18 protein-coding genes are annotated in these 19,758 nt (G+C 54.2%); 12 read left to right on the top strand and 6 right to left on the bottom strand.

What is annotated here, in order from left to right; genetic code table 11:
• Positions 1 to 3 precede the first annotated feature (3 nt).
• The 5 genes from cyoB (at position 4) to IAE30_RS10920 (ending at position 5,326) form a co-directional block, all read left to right on the top strand.
• The gene (gene cyoB / locus IAE30_RS10940) at positions 4 to 1,986 is read left to right on the top strand and encodes a cytochrome o ubiquinol oxidase subunit I (protein WP_034828096.1); all 1,983 of its coding nucleotides are present in this window, start codon (positions 4 to 6) and stop codon (positions 1,984 to 1,986) included.
• Complete coding sequence (locus IAE30_RS10935) at positions 1,986 to 2,600, top strand: cytochrome o ubiquinol oxidase subunit III (RefSeq protein WP_038648564.1); 615 nt, start codon at positions 1,986 to 1,988, stop codon at positions 2,598 to 2,600. Before cyoB ends, IAE30_RS10935 begins: the two co-directional genes overlap by 1 nt.
• Positions 2,600 to 2,929, top strand: a complete 330-nt coding sequence (locus IAE30_RS10930) for a cytochrome o ubiquinol oxidase subunit IV (protein ID WP_034828092.1) — start codon at positions 2,600 to 2,602, stop codon at positions 2,927 to 2,929. Before IAE30_RS10935 ends, IAE30_RS10930 begins: the two co-directional genes overlap by 1 nt.
• 13 nt (positions 2,930 to 2,942) lie before the next feature.
• Positions 2,943 to 3,830: a heme o synthase gene (gene cyoE, locus IAE30_RS10925; RefSeq protein WP_034828090.1), complete on the top strand. Its 888-nt coding sequence runs from the start codon at positions 2,943 to 2,945 to the stop codon at positions 3,828 to 3,830.
• Positions 3,831 to 3,961: 131 nt separating this feature from the next.
• Positions 3,962 to 5,326: an MFS transporter gene (locus IAE30_RS10920; RefSeq protein WP_034828088.1), complete on the top strand. Its 1,365-nt coding sequence runs from the start codon at positions 3,962 to 3,964 to the stop codon at positions 5,324 to 5,326.
• A gap of 61 nt (positions 5,327 to 5,387) precedes the next feature.
• Here the strand turns inward: IAE30_RS10920 and adhP are convergent, their stop codons facing one another.
• Both adhP and IAE30_RS10910 read right to left on the bottom strand, forming a co-directional pair.
• The gene (gene adhP, locus IAE30_RS10915; RefSeq protein WP_370585551.1) at positions 5,388 to 6,428 is read right to left on the bottom strand and encodes an alcohol dehydrogenase AdhP; all 1,041 of its coding nucleotides are present in this window, start codon (positions 6,426 to 6,428) and stop codon (positions 5,388 to 5,390) included.
• A 30-nt stretch (positions 6,429 to 6,458) separates the two neighbouring features.
• Entirely contained in the window at positions 6,459 to 7,979 is a 1,521-nt protein-coding gene (locus IAE30_RS10910) for an aldehyde dehydrogenase family protein (RefSeq protein WP_038648573.1), read from the bottom strand.
• 290 nt (positions 7,980 to 8,269) lie between these two features.
• On the opposite strand from IAE30_RS10910, the gene IAE30_RS10905 reads away from it, so the two are divergent.
• Positions 8,270 to 10,042: a sigma-54-dependent Fis family transcriptional regulator gene (locus IAE30_RS10905; RefSeq protein ID WP_200679600.1), complete on the top strand. Its 1,773-nt coding sequence runs from the start codon at positions 8,270 to 8,272 to the stop codon at positions 10,040 to 10,042.
• On the opposite strand, the gene IAE30_RS10900 is transcribed toward IAE30_RS10905, so the two are convergent.
• Positions 10,039 to 10,530 (bottom strand): YajQ family cyclic di-GMP-binding protein, encoded by a 492-nt coding sequence (locus IAE30_RS10900; protein ID WP_034831052.1) that lies wholly within the window; start codon positions 10,528 to 10,530, stop codon positions 10,039 to 10,041. The genes IAE30_RS10905 and IAE30_RS10900 overlap by 4 nt on opposite strands.
• A 125-nt stretch (positions 10,531 to 10,655) precedes the next feature.
• Between IAE30_RS10900 and panE the strand changes: the two genes are divergently transcribed.
• On the top strand, positions 10,656 to 11,576 hold the full coding sequence (panE, locus tag IAE30_RS10895; RefSeq protein ID WP_045833921.1) for a 2-dehydropantoate 2-reductase: 921 nt from the start codon (positions 10,656 to 10,658) through the stop codon (positions 11,574 to 11,576).
• Positions 11,530 to 12,141 carry a protein deglycase YajL gene (yajL, locus tag IAE30_RS10890; protein ID WP_200679598.1) on the top strand — a complete coding sequence of 204 codons (612 nt, stop codon included), beginning with the start codon at positions 11,530 to 11,532 and terminating at the stop codon, positions 12,139 to 12,141. Before panE ends, yajL begins: the two co-directional genes overlap by 47 nt.
• 231 nt (positions 12,142 to 12,372) lie before the next feature.
• Here yajL and thiI read toward each other — a convergent pair whose 3' ends face one another.
• Positions 12,373 to 13,821, bottom strand: coding sequence for a tRNA uracil 4-sulfurtransferase ThiI (gene thiI / locus IAE30_RS10885; protein ID WP_038648586.1), 1,449 nt, complete (start codon positions 13,819 to 13,821; stop codon positions 12,373 to 12,375).
• Between the two features lie 233 nt (positions 13,822 to 14,054).
• Between thiI and xseB the strand changes: the two genes are divergently transcribed.
• The 4 genes from xseB (at position 14,055) to IAE30_RS10865 (ending at position 18,118) form a co-directional block, all read left to right on the top strand.
• Positions 14,055 to 14,297 carry an exodeoxyribonuclease VII small subunit gene (gene xseB / locus IAE30_RS10880; RefSeq protein WP_034831045.1) on the top strand — a complete coding sequence of 81 codons (243 nt, stop codon included), beginning with the start codon at positions 14,055 to 14,057 and terminating at the stop codon, positions 14,295 to 14,297.
• Entirely contained in the window at positions 14,297 to 15,196 is a 900-nt protein-coding gene (gene ispA / locus IAE30_RS10875; RefSeq protein ID WP_045813779.1) for a (2E,6E)-farnesyl diphosphate synthase, read from the top strand. Before xseB ends, ispA begins: the two co-directional genes overlap by 1 nt.
• 19 nt (positions 15,197 to 15,215) lie before the next feature.
• Entirely contained in the window at positions 15,216 to 17,081 is a 1,866-nt protein-coding gene (gene dxs / locus IAE30_RS10870; protein ID WP_038648591.1) for a 1-deoxy-D-xylulose-5-phosphate synthase, read from the top strand.
• Between the two features lie 62 nt (positions 17,082 to 17,143).
• A complete protein-coding gene (locus IAE30_RS10865) occupies positions 17,144 to 18,118 on the top strand; it encodes an aldo/keto reductase (protein WP_200679597.1) in 975 nt (324 codons plus the stop codon).
• Between the two features lie 164 nt (positions 18,119 to 18,282).
• On the opposite strand, the gene pgpA is transcribed toward IAE30_RS10865, so the two are convergent.
• Both pgpA and thiL read right to left on the bottom strand, forming a co-directional pair.
• Positions 18,283 to 18,771 carry a phosphatidylglycerophosphatase A gene (gene pgpA, locus IAE30_RS10860; RefSeq protein ID WP_038648594.1) on the bottom strand — a complete coding sequence of 163 codons (489 nt, stop codon included), beginning with the start codon at positions 18,769 to 18,771 and terminating at the stop codon, positions 18,283 to 18,285.
• Positions 18,761 to 19,738, bottom strand: coding sequence for a thiamine-phosphate kinase (thiL, locus tag IAE30_RS10855; protein WP_034831036.1), 978 nt, complete (start codon positions 19,736 to 19,738; stop codon positions 18,761 to 18,763). The genes pgpA and thiL overlap by 11 nt, the downstream gene beginning before the upstream one ends.
• Between the last annotated feature and the right edge of the window lie 20 nt (positions 19,739 to 19,758).

Raw genomic sequence — 19,758 nt, 5'->3', positions numbered from 1 at the left:
ACGATGTTCGGAAAATTAACACTGGATGCAGTGCCATACCACGAACCCATTATCGTGGTAACGGTAGCCGCAATCATCTTAGGTGGTCTGGCACTGGTTGCCGCGATTACTTATTTTGGTAAGTGGCAATACCTGTGGTCAGAATGGTTCACCTCCATTGACCACAAAAAACTGGGTATCATGTACATCATCATGGCTTTCGTCATGCTGCTGCGCGGCTTTGCCGATGCGGTAATGATGCGTACCCAACAAGTGATGGCTTCCGCAGGCGAAGCCGGCATATTACCACCGCACCACTACGACCAGATCTTCACCGCGCACGGCGTGATTATGATCTTCTTCGTGGCGATGCCTTTCGTGGTAGGTCTGATGAACATCGCGGTACCGCTGCAAATCGGTGCACGTGACGTTGCCTTCCCGTTCCTGAACAACCTGAGCTTCTGGTTTACTGCGATCGGTGTGATCCTGGTGAACATCTCTCTGGGTGTGGGCGAGTTCGCACAGACTGGCTGGTTAGCTTATCCACCGCTTTCGGGCGCGGAATACAGTCCTGGCGTCGGGGTCGATTATTGGATCTGGAGTCTCCAGTTATCCGGTATCGGTACGACACTGACCGGTATCAACTTCTTCGTGACCATTCTGAAGATGCGTGCACCGGGCATGGACCTGTTCAAAATGCCTGTTTTCACCTGGGCATCACTGTGTACTAACGTCCTGATCATCGCTGCGTTCCCGGTTCTGACCGTGACGCTGGCACTGTTGACGCTTGACCGTTACCTCGGCTTCCATTTCTTCACCAATGAAATGGGCGGTAACATGATGATGTACGTCAACCTGATTTGGGTCTGGGGTCACCCGGAAGTATACATCCTCGTTCTGCCGGTATTCGGTGTGTTCGCGGAAGTCACTGCGACCTTCTCCAAAAAGCGTCTGTTCGGTTACACCTCTCTGGTGTGGGCGACCATCGCGATTACCGTTCTGTCGTTCATCGTTTGGCTGCACCACTTCTTCACCATGGGTGCCGGTGCCAACGTTAACGCCTTCTTCGGTATTATGACGATGATCATCGCGATTCCGACCGGCGTGAAAATCTTCAACTGGCTGTTCACCATGTATCAGGGTCGCGTTGAGTTCCACTCAGCGATGCTGTGGACGATTGGCTTCCTGGTCACCTTCTCTATTGGTGGTATGACCGGTGTTCTGCTGGCCGTTCCAGGTGCGGACTTCATTCTGCACAACAGCTTGTTCCTGATTGCTCACTTCCATAACGTGATTATCGGTGGTGTGGTGTTCGGTTGTATGGCTGGCGTGACCTACTGGTTCCCGAAAGCATTCGGCTTCACCCTGAACGAAAAATGGGGTATCCGTGCATTCTGGTTCTGGATCATTGGTTTCTTCGTCGCCTTTATGCCGCTGTACGCACTGGGCTTCATGGGTATGACCCGTCGTATCAGCCAGGACATCGATCCTCAGTTCCACTCACTGCTGGTTGTTGCAGCAGGCGGTGCGGCACTGATTGCATGCGGTATCCTGTGCCAGCTGACTCAGTTCTACGTTTCTGTGCGTGACCGCGACCAGAACCGCGATCTGACCGGTGACCCGTGGGGTGGTCGTACGCTGGAGTGGGCAACCTCTTCACCGCCTCCGTTCTATAACTTTGCTGTTATCCCTGAAATCCACGAGCGCGATGCGTTCTGGGAAATGAAAGAGAAAGGCGAAGCCTATAAGCAACCAGAAAAATATGAAGAAATTCATATGCCGAAAAACAGCGGCGCAGCCCTGATTATCGCAGCCTTCATGACCGTGTTTGGTTTCGCGATGATCTGGCACATCTGGTGGCTGGCTGGCCTTACCTTCCTGGCCACAATTGTGACCTGGATTGTGAAGAGCTTCGACGAAGACGTGGATTACTACGTTCCGGTTGCTGAAGTCGAGCAGATCGAGAAGAAGCACTTTGACGAAATCAGCAAAGCAGGTCTGAAATAATGTCAACTGAAACTGCAAAACACCACCACGACGCCCATGCGGAGCATGGGCATCACGATGCAGGAGCCAATAAAGTCTTTGGCTTCTGGATCTACCTGATGAGTGACTGCATTATCTTCGCAACCCTGTTTGCGACCTATGCAGTTATGGTCAATAACACTGCCGGTGGTCCGGCAGGTAAAGACATCTTTGAACTGCCGTTTGTGCTGGTTGAAACCGCGCTGCTGCTGCTCAGCTCCATTACTTATGGAATGGCAGTGATTGCGATGAACAACCAGAACAAGGGTTCAGTCATCAGCTGGTTGGCTCTGACCTTCCTGTTTGGTGCTGGATTCATCGGCATGGAAATCTATGAATTCCATCACCTGATCCTGGAAGGCTTCGGTCCTGACCGCAGTGGTTTCCTGTCCGCGTTCTTTACGCTGGTCGGTACCCACGGTCTGCACGTGACCTCAGGCCTGATCTGGATGGCAGTGATGATGTTCCAGATTTCTAAACGTGGTCTGACTGCAACTAACCGCACCCGTATCATGTGCCTGAGCTTGTTCTGGCACTTCCTGGATGTGGTTTGGATCTGCGTATTCACCGTTGTCTATCTGATGGGAGCCATGTAATGAGTCATTCAGTTAACGAACATGGCGCTTCTCACGGTAGCGTGAAGTCTTACATGATCGGCTTCATCCTTTCTATCATCCTGACCGGTATTCCGTTCTGGATGGTAATGGATGGCGGCGCATCACACGGCACGATTCTGGGTGTGGTTCTGGTGTGTGCGGTGGTTCAGGTGTTAGTACACCTGGTCTACTTCCTGCACCTGGACAGCAAGTCAGAGGGCGGCTGGAACATGGTGGCGATTGTCTTCTCAGCACTCATTATTTTGATTGTTGTCGTCGGATCACTGTGGATCATGTGGAACCTCAACTACAACATGATGGCCGACTAAAGAGTCACACGTAATGATTAAGCAATACCTGCAAGTAACAAAACCAGGAATTATTTTCGGCAACTTAATTTCTGTGATCGGTGGATTCTTGCTGGCTTCGAAAGGCAGCATTGATTACCCCCTGTTTCTCTATTCACTGGTGGGCGTTTCGCTGGTTGTCGCATCAGGTTGTGTATTCAACAACGTGATTGACCGCGATATCGACATCAAAATGGAGAGAACGCGGAACCGTGTTCTGGTCAAAGGCCTGATCTCGGCGAAAGTAAGCCTGGTTTATGCAACCGCATTGGGTATTGCTGGCTTTGCGTTGCTGTATTTCGGTGCTAACCCGCTGGCCATGTGGCTGGCGGTGATGGGCTTCGTTGTCTATGTGGGCATTTACAGCCTGTATATGAAGCGCAACTCCGTGTATGGCACGCTGATCGGTAGCCTCTCTGGTGCAGCACCGCCAGTGATTGGCTACTGCGCAGTGACCAACCAGTTTGATGCTGGCGCTTTGATCTTGTTGGCTATTTTTAGCCTGTGGCAGATGCCGCACTCGTACGCGATTGCGATTTTCCGCTTCAAAGATTATCAGGCGGCTAACATCCCGGTTCTGCCTGTCGTGAAAGGTATCTCGGTAGCCAAAAATCATATTACGCTTTACATCCTGGCGTTCATGATTGCTACGCTGATGCTGACACTTGGCGGTTACGCGGGCTACAAGTATCTGGTGGTCGCCGCGGCGGTGAGTGTGTGGTGGTTGGGCATGGCGCTTTCAGGTTACAAAACCTCAAACGATAAAGTTTGGGCGCGTAAACTGTTTGTGTTCTCGATTGTCGCTATCACAGCATTGAGCGTGATGATGTCGGTTGATTTTATGACGCCGGCCTCTAAAGACCTGCTGACTTACGTCTGGTAATACAGCTCCGCAACACCAGAAAGGGCGCGAATTTCGCGCCCTTTCTTTTTGTTACCACTGCTTAACAACAATTGTTTTACCCGCCCTGCCCTGCTCCTTAAAATGAGTGCAGCAAAATTACAGAGGTTGGAATGAACGATAATAAAATGACGCCAGTAGAGCTTCGGGCTACATGGGGTTTAGGCACAGTTTTTTCCCTGCGCATGCTGGGAATGTTTATGGTCCTGCCGGTACTCACCACGTACGGTATGGCGTTGCAGGGAGCCAGTGAAACCTTAATTGGTCTGGCAATTGGCATCTATGGTCTGGCACAAGCCGTATTCCAGATTCCGTTTGGTCTGCTGTCCGATCGCGTCGGTCGCAAACCGCTCATTGTTGGCGGGCTGTTAGTGTTCGTGCTGGGCAGTATTATCGCGGCGATGACCACCTCAATCTGGGGCGTGATTCTGGGTCGTGCTTTGCAAGGCTCTGGCGCAATTGCCGCTGCAGTCATGGCGCTACTCTCAGATCTCACTCGCGAACAAAACCGCACTAAAGCAATGGCGTTTATTGGCATCAGTTTCGGTGTGACCTTTGCAATTGCGATGGTGGTAGGCCCAATTGTCACCCATGCTCTGGGGTTGCATGCACTTTTCTGGATGATCGCTATTCTGGCCTCGCTGGGCATTGTTATCACGCTATTGGTGGTGCCGAGCGCACCCAATCACGTGCTTAACCGTGAGTCCGGCATGGTAAAAGCCAGCATTCGCGAAGTGTTAGCCAATCCTAAACTCCTCAAATTAAACATCGGTATTCTTTGCCTGCATATCCTGCTGATGTCGAGTTTTGTGGCTTTGCCGGGCCAGTTTGAACAAGCAGGCTTCCCGGCATCTGAACACTGGAAAGTCTATTTGGTCACCATGCTGGTCGCTTTCGTTCTGGTGGTGCCTTTCATCATCTATGCCGAAGTGAAACGCCGCATGAAGCGCGTTTTTGTTACCTGCGTGGCACTCATCATTATCGCGGAAATCGTACTGTGGGGTGCGGCTGGTCATTTCTGGACGCTGGTGATTGGCGTGCAGCTGTTCTTCCTCGCCTTCAACCTGATGGAAGCCATTCTGCCTTCGCTGATCAGTAAAGAATCACCGCCGGGCTACAAAGGCACAGCGATGGGCATTTACTCCACCAGCCAGTTCATTGGCGTGGCGATTGGCGGCAGCATGGGCGGTTGGATCTTCGGTCACTTTGATGCGCAGACGGTGTTTCTGGTGGGTGCGATTGTGGCGGCAGCCTGGTTGTTTGTGGCGATGTCGATGCAGGAGCCGCCATACGTCAGCAGCCTGCGCATGGTGCTCAGTGATGCCGTATTAGCGGTGCCTAACCTTGAAAAGCGTTTAAAAGCGCAGCCGGGTGTCTCTTCAGTCTTTATCGTGCCGGAAGAGAAAAGTGCTTACATCAAGATCGACAGTAAAGTGACGAGCCGCGTCGAAATTGAAGCGCTGCTCGCCAGCTGTTAGTTAGTCGTCACACACTCTGTGGCGGCGCGATTAACCGCACCGCCACAAACCATCACGCTAATTAAAGCGACATATCAACCACGATGCGCCCTTCAATTTTTCCCGCATGCATACGCGCAAAGATGTCGTTAATGTTGGTCAGCGGTTCAACCGCCACGTTGGCTTTCACTTTATGACGCCCAGCGAAATCCAACGCTTCCTGCAGATCTTTACGCGTACCGACAATTGAACCGCGCACGGTAATACCGTCCAGCACCATATCAAAGATAGACAGGTCGAATTTGCCCGGTGGCAGACCGTTCAGCACCATAGTACCGCCACGACGCATAGTACCGATCGCCTGCTCAAACGCCTTCGGTGAAACAGCCGTGACCAGCACGCCGTGCGCACCGCCGAAGCTTTCCTGGAACACTTTAGCCGGATCGACGCTCTTCGCATTCGCCACCACACTGGCACCGAGACGCTTGGCAAACGCCAGCTTCTCATCATCGATATCCACTGCAGCGACATTCAGTCCCATCGCCACCGCATATTGCACTGCCATATGGCCCAGCCCACCAATACCGGACACCACCACCCAATCACCCGGCTTGGTGTCGGTCATTTTCAGGCCTTTGTACACCGTCACACCCGCACACAGAATCGGTGCTATTTCGTTGTAATCGATGTTTTCCGGAATGATGCCGACATAGTTCGCATCCGCAAGGCAATATTCTGCAAAACTGCCGTTCACCGAATAACCGGCATTCTGCTGTGACAGACACAGGGTTTCCCAGCTATCCAGACAGTGCTCACAGTGGCCGCATGCGGAATAGAGCCAGGGCACGCCCACACGATCGCCCAATTTCAAATGCTTCACACCTTCACCTAGCGCCACTACCTGTCCTACGCCTTCATGGCCGGGAATAAACGGGGGATTGGGTTTAATCGGCCAGTCGCCTTCGGCGGCATGTAAGTCGGTATGGCACACGCCAGTCGCCGCGATTTTCACCAGAATCTGGCCCGGTCCCACTTGCGGTACTGGCACCTGCTCAATCACTAATGGTTCGCCAAAGGCTTTGACAACTGCGGCTTTCATGGTGGTTTTGATTTGCATATTCATCTTTCACTCTCCATTTGATCGGATGCGGACTCAGAACAGGCCCAAAGGCGCGGTGCCATAGCTGACCAGCAGATTTTTGGTTTGTTGGTAGGCGCTGAGCGCCATTTTGTGCGTCTCGCGCCCCACTCCCGACTGCTTATAGCCACCGAAAGCTGCGTGCGCAGGATAGATGTGATAGCAGTTGGTCCAGACGCGACCGGCTTTGATACCACGCCCCATGCGGTACGCCAGATTGGTATCACGCGTCCATACACCCGCGCCGAGGCCAAATTGCGTTTCATTGGCAATCGACAAAGCTTCCGCTTCATCTTTAAAAGTGGTGATGCCAATAACAGGCCCAAAAATCTCTTCCTGGAAACACCGCATCTGGTTGGTGCCTTTGATCAGGGTTGGCTGGATATAGAATCCGTTATCCAGTTCCGCTGCGACGCTGGCACGATCGCCTCCGGTCAGAATTTGCCCTCCTTCGTCGCGCGCAATATTGATGTAAGACAGGATTTTGTCGAATTGCTGACGGGAAGCCTGAGCACCGATCATGGTGTCAGTATCCAGCGGATCGCCTCGACGGATATTCGCCACTTTATCCATCACCCGCGCCATAAACGGCTCATAGATGGATTCATGGATCAACGCACGCGACGGACAAGTACAGACTTCGCCCTGGTTGAAGAAACCGAGTACCAGCCCCTCCACTGCTTTTTCGATAAAGTCTGATTCACCGTCCATCACATCGGCAAAGTAGATGTTAGGCGACTTGCCGCCCAGCTCAACGGTACAGGGAATGATGTTTTCAGCCGCACACGCCATGATATGACGCCCGACCGGTGTTGAGCCGGTGAACGCGATTTTGGCGATACGTTTGCTGGTGGCCAGCGCTTCACCGGCTTCCCGGCCAAAGCCCTGCACCACGTTAAGCACACCCGCCGGGAACAGATCGCCGATCAGCTCCATCAACAGCGTGATGGCCAGTGGCGTTTGTTCGGCCGGTTTCAGTACCACGCAGTTACCCGCAGCCAGCGCCGGAGCCAGTTTCCATGCCGCCATTAACAGCGGGAAGTTCCACGGGATGATTTGCCCGACCACACCCAGTGGCTCATGGAAATGATAAGCCACCGTGGTTTCATCAATTTCGGCGGTGCTGCCTTCCTGTGCACGCAGACAACCGGCGAAGTAGCGGAAATGATCCACCGCCAGCGGCAGGTCGGCATTAAGCGTTTCACGGATCGGTTTGCCGTTGTCCCAGCTCTCCGCTACAGACAACATTTCAATATTTTGTTCAATGCAGTCGGCCACTTGCAGCAGCAGATTGGCACGGTGTTGCACGCTGGTTTTTCCCCAGGCGTCAGCGGCCTGATGAGCAGCGTCCAGTGCTAAATCGATATCCCGTGCGTCAGAACGCGGAAACTGCGCAATATCGCTGCCATCAACAGGCGAGGTGTTCGTAAAATACTGGCCGCTGAGCGGCTCTGTGAATTTGCCCGCAATAAAATTGCCGTAGGTCGCTTTAAAAGTGACCAAAGCGCCGGGCGTGCCGGGATGTGCATAACGCATCGCAAACTCCTTCGTGTAGGGTCGTTTATTGTTAGCTGGCAGCGGCAACCTGTGGGTCAACAGATTGAACAGCCCGCTGCCTAATAAGCTATTGCAGCGGGCGTGCCAGTTTTTTTCAGCTTGCGAATTTTCGAAAAATCGTTATATCTATCATTGATTTATAAAACCAATAGCCCTTTTAAACGCGCGGGTTCTGCCACCAAAATCCTCATCTGTGTTGCATATCGCAACACCGCAGAAACCAAGCCGCTACAATGCTGCAACACTTTCGCTTAGGCATGAGGTTACCAATGCAGGGAAATTCAGCCGCGTCTGCCGTTAATAGCAACCCGCTGTTAAGCGACTCCTGGTTTCGTAGCCAGCTGTATGGTCTCGACCGCACCGCCGATGATTTTCCTCGCGTCCGCCAGGGTGAGCTGGCTGATGTGCTGGCGAGTAATGCCGGGCTACAACAATTCGCTCAGCCGGTGATCAAACAGCTGGCGCAGAAACTGGCGGAAAAACAATCTGTGGTGATCCTTTCGGATGCCACTGGTTTGGTGCTGAACACCTTTGGCGACATGCAATCGATGGAGAAAGCGCAGCGATTTGCACTTGCTCCCGGCAATTTGTGGAGCGAATGCGGGCGCGGCACCAATGCAATTGGCACTGCACTGGCGATTGACGATGGCTGTGAAATTGAAGGCCAGCAACATTTTCTCACCTTGAATCAGGGGCTGTACTGCGCCGCCATGCCGTTGCAGATGCCCAACGGTCAGATTGCGGGCGTGCTGGATATCTCTGGCCCAGCGCACTTCCCGCATCCGCAAACGTTTCAGTGGGTCAAAGCCGCCGCTAAACAGATTGAGTATTTGTGGGTTAAGCAAAGCCTGCATCCCCAACAATGGTTGATGAGCCTGCACGTTGAGCCGCACGGCATAGATACCAGTGACGAGCTGCTGCTGGTGTTCTCCGATAATGTGCTCACCGCCGCAAACCGCCTGGCGATGCGTGAACTCAATCTCACCACCGAGCAGTTGGGCACCCTGACATTCCAGCAGCTGTTTGATCAACTGGAACAGCAGGCCAACACCATCCCTCTCCCGATTCATTTTGCCCAGCAGCGTTACTACTTCCGCCTGCGGGCACCGCACCGCACGCATTTCGCCACACCGAGCGAACCCGCCGCCGATCTCCCGTTCTCGCTGGGTCGTGATGGCGAGAAAATGGTGCGACTGATGAATGCCGGTGTGTCGTTGTGCATTCACGGTGAAACCGGCAGCGGTAAAGAGTATGTCAGCCGTGCCCTGCATCAGCAGAGCCGCTGGCGCGAGGGCAAATTCGTCGCCATCAATTGCGCTGCCATTCCGGAAGCGTTGATTGAATCAGAGCTATTTGGTTATCAGCCTGGCGCCTTTACCGGAGCCAGCAAAAATGGCTACATCGGTAAAATCCGCGAGGCGGATGGTGGCGTGCTGTTTCTGGATGAAATTGGAGATATGCCGCTGGCGCTACAAACCCGTTTGCTGCGCGTGCTGCAAGAAAAAGAGGTCGCGCCGCTCGGTTCCAGTCGCAGCTGGCCGGTGAATTTTGCTGTGATCTGCGCAACGCACTGTGATTTGGCGCAGCGTGTGGCCGAGGGCGAGTTCCGCGAGGATCTTCTCTATCGCTTGCAGGAATTTTCCATGACCATCCCGCCGTTGCGTGCCTGGCCAGATATCGAAGACTTTATTGGTCGGTTATGGATTGAGTTGGGCGGCGCAGATCGCGATATCCAGCTTTCTCCCGCCTTGCTGGCATCGCTGGCACAATTGCCATGGCCCGGCAACGTGCGGCAGTTACGCAGTTTATTGCGGGTACTGTTAGCGCTCGCCGATGAAGGCGAAGAAGTCACTGATGTGCATTTGCCAGCCGAATATCGCCGAGTAGCGGCGGTGCCAGTGGAAGATAAGCAGAGCCATGATGAGCGGCTGATTAGCGAAACGCTCCAACGCTTCAATGGCAATATCAGTAAAGCGGCGGAGGCATTAGGTGTCGCGCGCAGCACGCTCTATCGTCGTGCCGCACGCGACAAACGCGATTAGTCGCGGAAGTTCTTGAACTGGAAGGGCTGACCCAGGTTGCCACCGCGCACCAGCGCCATCGCACCCTGCAAATCGTCACGTGATTTACCGGTCACGCGCAGCTCTTCACCCTGAATCTGCGTTTGCACTTTCAGCTTGCTGTCTTTAATCAGCTTCACCAGCTTTTTAGCGATATCGCTTTCGATACCCTTTTTCAGCTTGGCTTCTACGCTCCAGCTTTTACCGCTGTGAATGATCTCTTCTGGCACTTCAATCGCTGCGCCTTCAATGCCGCGTTTCAGCAGCTTTTCACGCAAAATATCCACCAGCTGTTTAACCTGGAAATCAGATTCGCTGGTGATTTTGATGGTCTCATTCTTTTCGTTGAGCTCAATGCTGGCGCTCACGTTGCGGAAATCGAAACGGGTTGAGATCTCACGGCTGGCATTCTCCACCGCATTACGCACTTCCGGCAGTTCGACTTCGGAAACGATATCGAAAGATGGCATCTTTTCTTCTCCTGATACTAAAGTGACATGCATAATACGCGTCTTATGGCGCTAATTAAACACGATATGCGGAAAGCTATACTTAACCATGTCGTGAAATTGAGAACCCGTCAGCGGGAGGCAAAATGAAAATTACCGTGTTGGGTTGTGGCGCCCTGGGTCAAATTTGGCTCGCCGCGCTCGCACGTCAGGGACATGAGGTTCAGGGCTGGTTGCGCGTGCCGCAGCCCTATTGCTCGGTGAACGTGATTGATCCGCAAGGACAGGTCAGCAATCACACGTTTATCGCCAACGATCCGCTGTTTCTTGCCGAAAGCCAGCTGTTGCTGGTGACACTGAAAGCGCCACAGGTTTCCCCGGCAGTCAAAAACCTGCAAAGCATCCTGCCTGCTCATGCTGCCATTTTGTTATTGCACAATGGCATGGGCACGCTGGAAGAGCTGAAGGAGTTGCAGCAACCGCTGCTGCGCGGCATTACAACCCACGCGGCGATGCGCGATGGCACGGTGATCAAACACGTTGCGCAGGGCATCACACATATCGGTCCCACCGGACGTGAAAGTGCCGCGATGAGCGATATCGCCGATATCCTGCACCAGGCTTTGCCGGACGTGGCCTGGCATGACAACATTGCTTCTGCCAGCTGGCGCAAACTGGCAGTGAACTGCGTGATTAATCCGCTTACCGTTGAACATGATTGCCAGAACGGTGCCCTGCGCGCCTGGCCGCAGCAAATTGCCACGCTGTGTGAAGAGATTGCCTGGGTGATGGAGCGTGAAGGCCAGCACATTGCGGTCGATAACCTGCGCGACATCATCTATGACGTCATCGACAGCACCGCAGCGAATACCTCCTCTATGTTGCAGGATGTGCGCGCACAGCGCCTGACAGAAATTGATTACATCACCGGCTACCTGCTGCGCCGCGCTCGCGCGCAGGGCATTGCGCTGCCGGAGAACACCCGTTTGTACGATCTGATTAAACGCAAGGAGTCCCAATATGAGCGCGACCGCATCGGTTCTGGTTTGCCTGGCACATGGCAGTGAAGAGATTGAAGCTGTCACCACTATCGACCTGCTGGTCCGCGCGGGCTTAAGCGTCACCACCGCCAGTGTTGAAAGCGATGGCACGCGCGAAATTATCTGCTCGCGCGGCGTGCGCCTGCTGGCCGATGCGCCACTGGTTGAAGTGGCGGATAACGACTACGACGCCGTGGTACTGCCTGGTGGCCTGAAAGGTGCGGAGACGTTCCGTGACAGCCCATTGCTGGTGGAAACCGTGCGCCAGTTTCACCTCGCAGGAAAAATCGTTGCCGCGATTTGTGCTGCCCCCGGCACGGTGCTGATCCCGCACGATCTGTTCCCTGTGGGCAATATGACGGGCTTTCCTGGCTTGCGTGACACCATTCCCGATAAGCACTGGATGGATCGCCGCGTAGCGTGGGATCCGCGCGTCAATCTGTTATCCAGCCAGGGGCCTGGCACTTCGATTGATTTTGCGCTGAAGCTGATTGATCTGCTGGTGGATAAGGAGAAAGCGCGTGAAGTTGCGTCACAGCTGGTATTAGCGGCGGGGATTTATAACTATCAGGAATTTGAAGAGCGCGAATAACCGCGTTGTGATGGGGTAAAACGCCTATTTAGCAGCGTATTTCAAGGCATTGCGATTTAACGGCCCCCCGCGATTCAATACAGTCCCGATGATTTAGCGGACCTCGTCGCGGCGCGATTCATCACGCAATTTAAGCAGCACAACTGCTAATAAACGCGCGATGGATCGCGCCGCTACCAGGTTCATCGCCGTTATAGGCGATGAACCGCGTCGTTACCAGATTTATCACCGTTACGGACGATAGACCTTCACGTTTTTAAAGCCTTGCTCATGCAGATACAGCGCCTGTAAACGGCTCATTACGCCGCGATCGCAATACAGCAACCAGGTTTTGTTCTGATCCAGATCGCCAAACTGAGTGCTCAATTTGTAGAACGGCAGGGATTTGACCTCAACGCCTTCCAGCGCCAGCGGTGATGCTTCTTGCTCATCCACAGAGCGGATATCCAGCACCACATCATCTGCGGTGAACGAGACCACCGTCTCCACTTCCACCACTTCTTCCTGTGCCTTCTCCGCAATCTCGCGGATATCGACGTTGCTGGCTTCCTGCACCATGCGATTGAGGATCTCGAAATCGAAGTTTTGCTCTTCCGCTTCGATCTTCGCTTTCACCGCTTTTACCGTTGGGCTTTTCGAAATCACACCGCAGTATTCCGGCATGGTTTTGGCAAAGTCTTCGGTGCCGATGTGGCGTGCCAAATCAATGATGTGCTCTTTGTCATGCGAGATAAGCGGACGCAGGATAAGGGTATCCGAAGCGTTATCAATCAAACGCAGGTTGGTCAGCGTCTGGCTCGAGACCTGCCCCAGCGCTTCACCCGTCACCAGGGCCTGCACGCCGTAGCGCTCAGCAACCATGGACGCCGCACGCACCATCATGCGTTTCAGCACCACGCCCATCTGACCATCATCGACTTTCTCAAGAATTTCACCGACAACCGGCTCGAAGTTGATCGCCACAAAGCGTACGCGATGCGAACGACCAAAACGTTGCCACAGGTAATGCGCGACCTGACGGACGCCGATTTCATGCGCGGCACCGCCGAGGTTGAAGAAGCAGTAGTGCACGCGGCAACCACGACGCATCAGCATATAGCTGGAGACGCCGGAGTCGAAGCCACCAGAAATCAGCGACAGCACATCTTCTTGTGTCCCGATGGGGAAACCACCCAGCCCTTCATAACGGCCGGTGATCAGCAGCAGACGATCGTCTTCAATCTCGAGATTGACCGTCACATCAGGATTTTTCAATTGCACACGTGCGGACTCAATGTGCTGATTGAGCCCGCCACCCACGTAACGCTCGACCTCAATCGAGCTGAAGCTGTGTTTGCCACGACGCTTTACACGCACGCAGAAACTTTTCCCTTCCAGGCGCTCACGATTCAGAGCCAGCGTCTGCTCGAAGATATCGTGCATATCGGTATAAGGCTGATCCTCAACCTCCAGTACATGGTGAATACCGGGAATACGCGTGAGCTCATCAATAACGACGGTACGCAGCGCTTCTTTTTTAGCGCGTACTTCAATATGGTCCCAGTGACGCACCACGGCGATTTCGTCGTCGACAGTACGCAGGGTATTGCGGATGTTGCCGGTCAGGATCTTGATAAAGCGCAGACGCACCGACTGACTTTTGATGGTGATTTCAGGGAAGAGCTTAATGATAAACTTCATGGCGACACAGCTTCGTTGGGCAAATAAGTGCTAAAACCATCGGCACTTAACTGGTAAAATCATATAATTACGGGTAACGCAGAGGCGCCCGCATCCGAGGCGCAAAAGTATACCACCTTTGTCAGATGACCGCTTCTGCAACCGCAATCACATTCATTATTTTGCTAATTAATCCTCGTCGGCTACCATGACCGATTGCAAGATGATTCCTAACCTGTGAGTCGACACTGATTATGCCGAAAAAAGCCGAAGCGCCAGCCAGTTTTGAAAGCGCATTGCAGCAGCTGGAACAAATCGTTAGCCGTCTGGAAAGTGGAGAACTGCCACTGGAAGAAGCATTGAACGAATTTGAACGCGGCGTACAGCTGGCACGCACCGGTCAGCAAACTCTGCAGCAGGCTGAACAGCGCGTGCAGATCCTGCTCAGCGACGATAAAGATGCCGCGCTTGCCCCGTTCACGCCGGAAAATGACTGATGGATTTCGCCAAATTACTTAACGCGTATCACGAACGCGTCAACCTGGCGTTGACACGCTTAATAGATCCACTTCCTTTTCAGAGTTCTCCTCTGGTGCAATCCATGCAATATGGGGCATTATTAGGCGGTAAGCGTCTGCGTCCGTTTTTGGTTTACGCCACGGGCGAGATGTTAAAGGCCGAGACGGCCAGCCTGGATGCGCCGGCCGCTGCCGTAGAGTGCATTCATGCTTACTCTCTGATTCATGATGATCTGCCCGCGATGGATGACGATGCATTACGCCGCGGACAGCCAACCTGCCATATAAAATATGGTGAAGACACAGCGATTCTCGCTGGTGATGCGTTGCAAACCCTGGCGTTTTCGATTCTGGCCGATGAGCCTATGCCCGGCGTCAGCCCGCAAGCGCGCATTGCGATGATTTCAGAACTGGCCCAGGCCAGCGGTGTGGCAGGCATGTGCGGAGGCCAGGCACTGGATTTGGCCGCCGAAGGCAAGCAAATCGACCTCGCTCAGCTGGAGCAGATTCATCGTCATAAAACCGGCGCATTGATTCGTGCTGCGGTGCGTCTTGGCGCACTGACCGCAGGTGAACGTGGCCGTGCGGCACTTCCGGTTCTGGATACCTACGCCAACGCCATCGGACTGGCGTTCCAGGTGCAGGATGACATTCTTGATGTGGTGGGCGATACCGCGGTGCTGGGCAAAACCCAGGGCGCGGATCAGGCATTGGGTAAGAGCACTTACCCGGCCTTGATGGGGCTGGAAAATGCCCGTCGTAAAGCATGGGATCTTTATCAGGAAGCACTGGGTGCGTTAGAGATTCTGGCGGCGCAGTCTTATAACACCACCGCATTACAAGCACTGGCAAGCTTCATAATTGAACGCGATAAATAACTTTCATAATGAGTCTCTGATGAGTTTTGATATTGCAAAATACCCGACACTGGCGTTAGCAAGCACGGTTCAGGAATTACGTTTATTACCGAAAGAAAAACTTCCGGTACTGTGTGACGAACTGCGTCAGTATCTGCTGGATAGCGTGAGCCGGTCTTCCGGCCACTTTGCTTCGGGTCTGGGCGTCGTCGAGCTAACAGTCGCGCTGCATTATGTTTATAACACCCCGTTTGACCATCTGGTGTGGGACGTTGGCCATCAGGCCTATCCGCATAAGATTCTGACCGGGCGCCGCGATCGAATCGGCACCATCCGCCAGAAAAATGGCCTGCATCCGTTCCCGTGGCGCGGCGAGAGTGAATATGACGTGCTGAGCGTCGGTCACTCCTCGACCTCAATCAGCGCTGGTCTGGGGATGGCGGTTGCCGCCGAACGCGAAGGTAAAGGCCGTCGTACTGCCTGCATCATCGGCGATGGCGCGATCACCGCAGGCATGGCGTTCGAAGCCATGAACCACGCGGGTGACATCAAACCGGATATGCTGGTGATCCTCAACGACAACGAGATGTCGATTTCGGAAAACGTTGGCGCCCTCAACAATCGTCTGGCACAGATTCTTTCGGGCAAAACCTACTCACGTCTGCGCGAAGGTGGCAAGCGCGTGCTGGGTGGCCTGCCGCCGATCAAAGAGCTGGTGAAGCGCACCGAAGAACACCTGAAAGGTATGGTGGTGCCAGGTACGCTGTTTGAAGAGCTGGGCTTCAACTACATCGGTCCGGTAGATGGACACGATGTCCTGACGCTGGTGAGTACGCTGAAGAACATGCGCGACCTTAAAGGCCCGCAGTTCCTGCACATCATGACCAAAAAGGGCAAAGGCTACGCGCCTGCCGAGCAGGATCCCATCGCCTGGCATGCGGTACCGAAGTTCGATCCGGCCAGCGGTTCTCTGCCAAAAAGCGCGCCAGGCCTGCCGAGCTACTCGAAAATTTTCGGTAGCTGGCTGAGCGAAATGGCTGCTGACGATCCGCGTTTAATGGCGGTGACGCCGGCGATGCGCGAAGGTTCTGGCATGGTCAGCTACTCTCGTGACTATCCGCAACAGTACTTTGACGTGGCGATTGCTGAACAGCATGCGGTGACCTTTGCTGCAGGTATGGCGATTGGCGGCTACAAGCCGGTGGTGGCGATTTACTCCACCTTCTTGCAGCGTGCTTACGATCAGCTGATCCACGATGTGGCGATCCAGAAACTGCCGGTGCTGTTCGCTATCGATCGCGGCGGCATTGTGGGCGCCGATGGGCAAACACATCAGGGCGCATTTGATATCGCCTTCCTGCGCTGTGTGCCCGAAATGGTGATCATGACGCCAAGCGACGAAAACGAATGCCGCCAGATGCTCTACACCGGCTATCACTATCAGGCTGGTCCGAGTGCGGTGCGCTATCCGCGCGGCACGGGCACCGGCGCCACGCTGGAGCCGCTCGCCAGCCTGCCGCTGGGCAAAGGTATTGTGAAGCGCCGTGGTGAAAAGCTGGCGATCCTTAACTTCGGTACGCTGTTGCCTGAAGCACAGGCCGCAGCTGAAGCGCTTAACGCCACGCTGGTGGATATGCGTTTCGTGAAGCCACTGGATGAAGCCTTGATTGCCGAACTGGCCACCAGCCATGATTCACTGGTGACGCTGGAAGAAGGTGCCATCAAAGGCGGAGCCGGCAGCGGCGTCAATGAATACGTAATGGCGAAACGCCTGCGTGTTCATGTGCTGAACCTGGGTCTGCCAGACGAGTTTATTCCGCAGGGCACGCAGGAAGAGGTTCGTCAGGATTATCAGCTGGATGCCGCCGGTATTCAGCAACAAATCACTGACTGGCTGGCGCAGTAATCCCCTCCCCGCTCCTGCTGCTATGCTTAGGGCATTCCTAACGCATAAGAGCAGGAGCTCCCATGAAAACCATTCGTTTAGGCCAGACCGACTTACAGGTTTCGCGTCTCTGTTTAGGCTGCATGACTTACGGCGATCCGATGCGCGGCAATCACGCATGGACCCTGCCCGAAGAGAGCAGTCGACCGCTGATCAAGCAAGCGCTGGACGCGGGCATCAACTTTTTCGACACCGCCAACAGCTACTCCGATGGCAGCAGTGAAGAGATCGTCGGGCGTGCGCTGAAAGATTTCGCCCAACGCGATCAGGTCGTGGTGGCCACCAAAGTCTATTTCCCGCTCAGCAACCTTTCTCAGGGGCTGTCACGCAAGAACATCCTGCAGTCTATCGACGACAGCCTTATGCGTCTCGGCATGGAGTATGTCGACCTGCTGCAGATTCACCGCTGGGATTACGACACGCCGATCGAAGAGACGCTTGAGGCGCTGAATGAGGTGGTGAAATCGGGTAAAGCGCGCTACATCGGCGCTTCTTCGATGCATGCTGCACAGTTTGCTCAGGCGCTGGATCTGCAAAAGCAGAATGGCTGGGCACGTTTTGTCAGTATGCAGGATCAGTACAACCTGATTCAGCGTGAAGAAGAGAACGAGATGCACCCGCTGTGTGAACGTGAAGGTATCGCGGTGCTGCCATGGAGCCCGCTGGCGCGCGGTAAACTGACGCGTCCATGGGGTGAAACCACCGCACGCTCGGTATCGGATAACGTCATGGAAAAACTTTATACCGGTTCCGAAGAGAATGATGCGGCGATTGCAGAGCGTCTGGCGACCATTGCCGCCGATAAAGGCGTGACGCGTGCACAGGTGGCGCTGGCGTGGCTGCTGCATAAACCCGTGGTCACAGCACCGATTATCGGTGCATCACGCGAGCAGCAGTTTGCCGAATTGGTGAAAGCGGTGGATGTGGAGTTGAGTTCAACGGATATCGCCGAACTGGAAACGGTGTATCAACCGCATCCGGTGGTGGGATTCGAGTAATTATTGAACCGGGTCGCCATAAACGGCGACCCTACCATGTTGAGTGCGCACATTGGGTAATCCGTAGAGTGCACATTCTCAGCCACATTGGGCAAACCGTAAGATGCACATTCACAGCGACATTGGGTAATCCGTTGGGAGCGTGTTGATGCGCACCTGTCGAATTACAGCACCAGCCCTAATCCATACAAAATCACCGCGGAAATCACGCCCGCGATAATGTCATCGACCATAATGCCCATGCCGCCATGCACGTTCTGATCGAACCAGCGAATCGGCCAGGGTTTCCACATATCAAAGATGCGGAAGATGACAAACCCGGCCAGCACCCATTGCCAGCTCATCGCCGGAATCGCCATCAGCGTAATCCACATGCCGATAAACTCATCCCAAACAATGCTGCCGTGATCGTGCACGCCCATGTCTTTGGCGGTGCGATGGCAGAGATAAACGCCCACGCTAATGCCAATCAGCACCAGCAGAGAGTAAATCTGCAACGGCAGAAAGGTCATCAACCACCAAAAGGGAATCGCGGCAATCGAACCGGCGGTGCCTGGCATGATCGGGCTCAGGCCACTGCCAAAACCGGTTGCCAACAGATGCCAGGGATTGCTCAGGCGCAGGCGGCTTTTCGCTACATCTTTACTTCGCATTAAAGTGATCAAATCCCTTGTGATTAAAACGACGTGGCTTACCATTTTCCAGCAGCGTCAACCCGTCAGCTTCAGGCGCAATCTGCCCGATGCAGGTATAAGGCACACCAAGATGACCCAGCGCCACGTCCAGCGCACCACGATTGACTTCCGGCACGGTAAAGCACAGCTCATAATCTTCGCCGCCACTTAACGCCCAGGTCAGCACCTGCTCCGGTTCAAAATGATCGCGCAAGGCCGCAGAAAGTGGCAATGCTTCCAGATTGAGGCGCGCACCGACGCGGCTCGCCGTGAGAATATGGCCGAGATCGGCAATCAAACCATCGGAGATATCGATCGCCGATGTCGCCAGATTGCGCAGCGCCTGGCCCTGCAACACACGTGGCATCGGGCGCAGATGGCGCTTGATTAACACTTCATGGACAGCCGGATCGTTCAGACGATGACGATGTTGTAGCAGCGACAGGCCAGCCGCGCTGTCACCCAGCGTACCGGTGACAAAGATCCAGTCACCGGGTTTGGCCCCCGAACGCTTCAATGCGCGTCCAGTCGGCACCAGACCGTGAATACCCAGCGTCAGGCTCAGTGGTCCGCGCGTGGTATCACCACCAATCAGCTGCATATCGTAATAATCCAGTAGCTCAAATAAGCTATCGCTGAATGCGGCCAGCCAGCTTTCATTCACTTCAGGCAAGGTAATCGCCAGCGTCAACCACGCCGGATCGGCACCCATTGCCGCCAAATCACTGAGATTCACGGCCAGCGCTTTGTAACCCAGATCGGCAGGATGGATATCTCGCAGGAAGTGCACGCCCGCCACCAACGTATCGGTGCTAATGGCCAGCGTCTGTTTTTCGGGCACGTTCAGTAACGCACAGTCGTCACCAATTCCCTTCTCCACATCGCGGCGGGAGCTGGTAACGCGGTTAAAATAACGTGCGATCAGTTCGAATTCACCACAGGACATAAGTCAGGTCTCAATGAGAA

Origin of the sequence: Pantoea sp. S61 (assembly GCF_016625145.1) — a bacterium.
Lineage (GTDB): Bacteria > Pseudomonadota > Gammaproteobacteria > Enterobacterales > Enterobacteriaceae > Pantoea > Pantoea rwandensis_B.
This window is presented reverse-complemented; position numbering and strand designations above follow the sequence as displayed.

Bases quoted from the DNA above. Each gene is read 5' to 3' on its own strand.
- adhP (WP_370585551.1), bottom strand. From the start codon at position 6,428: ATGAATATGCAAATCAAAACCACCATGAAAGCCGCAGTTGTCAAAGCC.
- pgpA (WP_038648594.1), bottom strand. From the start codon at position 18,771: ATGCGAAGTAAAGATGTAGCGAAAAGCCGCCTGCGCCTGAGCAATCCC.
- IAE30_RS10930 (WP_034828092.1), top strand. From the start codon at position 2,600: ATGAGTCATTCAGTTAACGAACATGGCGCTTCTCACGGTAGCGTGAAG.
- panE (WP_045833921.1), top strand. From the start codon at position 10,656: ATGAAAATTACCGTGTTGGGTTGTGGCGCCCTGGGTCAAATTTGGCTC.
- thiI (WP_038648586.1), bottom strand. From the start codon at position 13,821: ATGAAGTTTATCATTAAGCTCTTCCCTGAAATCACCATCAAAAGTCAG.
- thiL (WP_034831036.1), bottom strand. From the start codon at position 19,738: ATGTCCTGTGGTGAATTCGAACTGATCGCACGTTATTTTAACCGCGTT.
- IAE30_RS10920 (WP_034828088.1), top strand. From the start codon at position 3,962: ATGAACGATAATAAAATGACGCCAGTAGAGCTTCGGGCTACATGGGGT.
- IAE30_RS10900 (WP_034831052.1), bottom strand. From the start codon at position 10,530: ATGCCATCTTTCGATATCGTTTCCGAAGTCGAACTGCCGGAAGTGCGT.
- cyoE (WP_034828090.1), top strand. From the start codon at position 2,943: ATGATTAAGCAATACCTGCAAGTAACAAAACCAGGAATTATTTTCGGC.
- ispA (WP_045813779.1), top strand. From the start codon at position 14,297: ATGGATTTCGCCAAATTACTTAACGCGTATCACGAACGCGTCAACCTG.
- dxs (WP_038648591.1), top strand. From the start codon at position 15,216: ATGAGTTTTGATATTGCAAAATACCCGACACTGGCGTTAGCAAGCACG.
- xseB (WP_034831045.1), top strand. From the start codon at position 14,055: ATGCCGAAAAAAGCCGAAGCGCCAGCCAGTTTTGAAAGCGCATTGCAG.
- IAE30_RS10910 (WP_038648573.1), bottom strand. From the start codon at position 7,979: ATGCGTTATGCACATCCCGGCACGCCCGGCGCTTTGGTCACTTTTAAA.
- IAE30_RS10905 (WP_200679600.1), top strand. From the start codon at position 8,270: ATGCAGGGAAATTCAGCCGCGTCTGCCGTTAATAGCAACCCGCTGTTA.
- yajL (WP_200679598.1), top strand. From the start codon at position 11,530: ATGAGCGCGACCGCATCGGTTCTGGTTTGCCTGGCACATGGCAGTGAA.
- cyoB (WP_034828096.1), top strand. From the start codon at position 4: ATGTTCGGAAAATTAACACTGGATGCAGTGCCATACCACGAACCCATT.
- IAE30_RS10865 (WP_200679597.1), top strand. From the start codon at position 17,144: ATGAAAACCATTCGTTTAGGCCAGACCGACTTACAGGTTTCGCGTCTC.
- IAE30_RS10935 (WP_038648564.1), top strand. From the start codon at position 1,986: ATGTCAACTGAAACTGCAAAACACCACCACGACGCCCATGCGGAGCAT.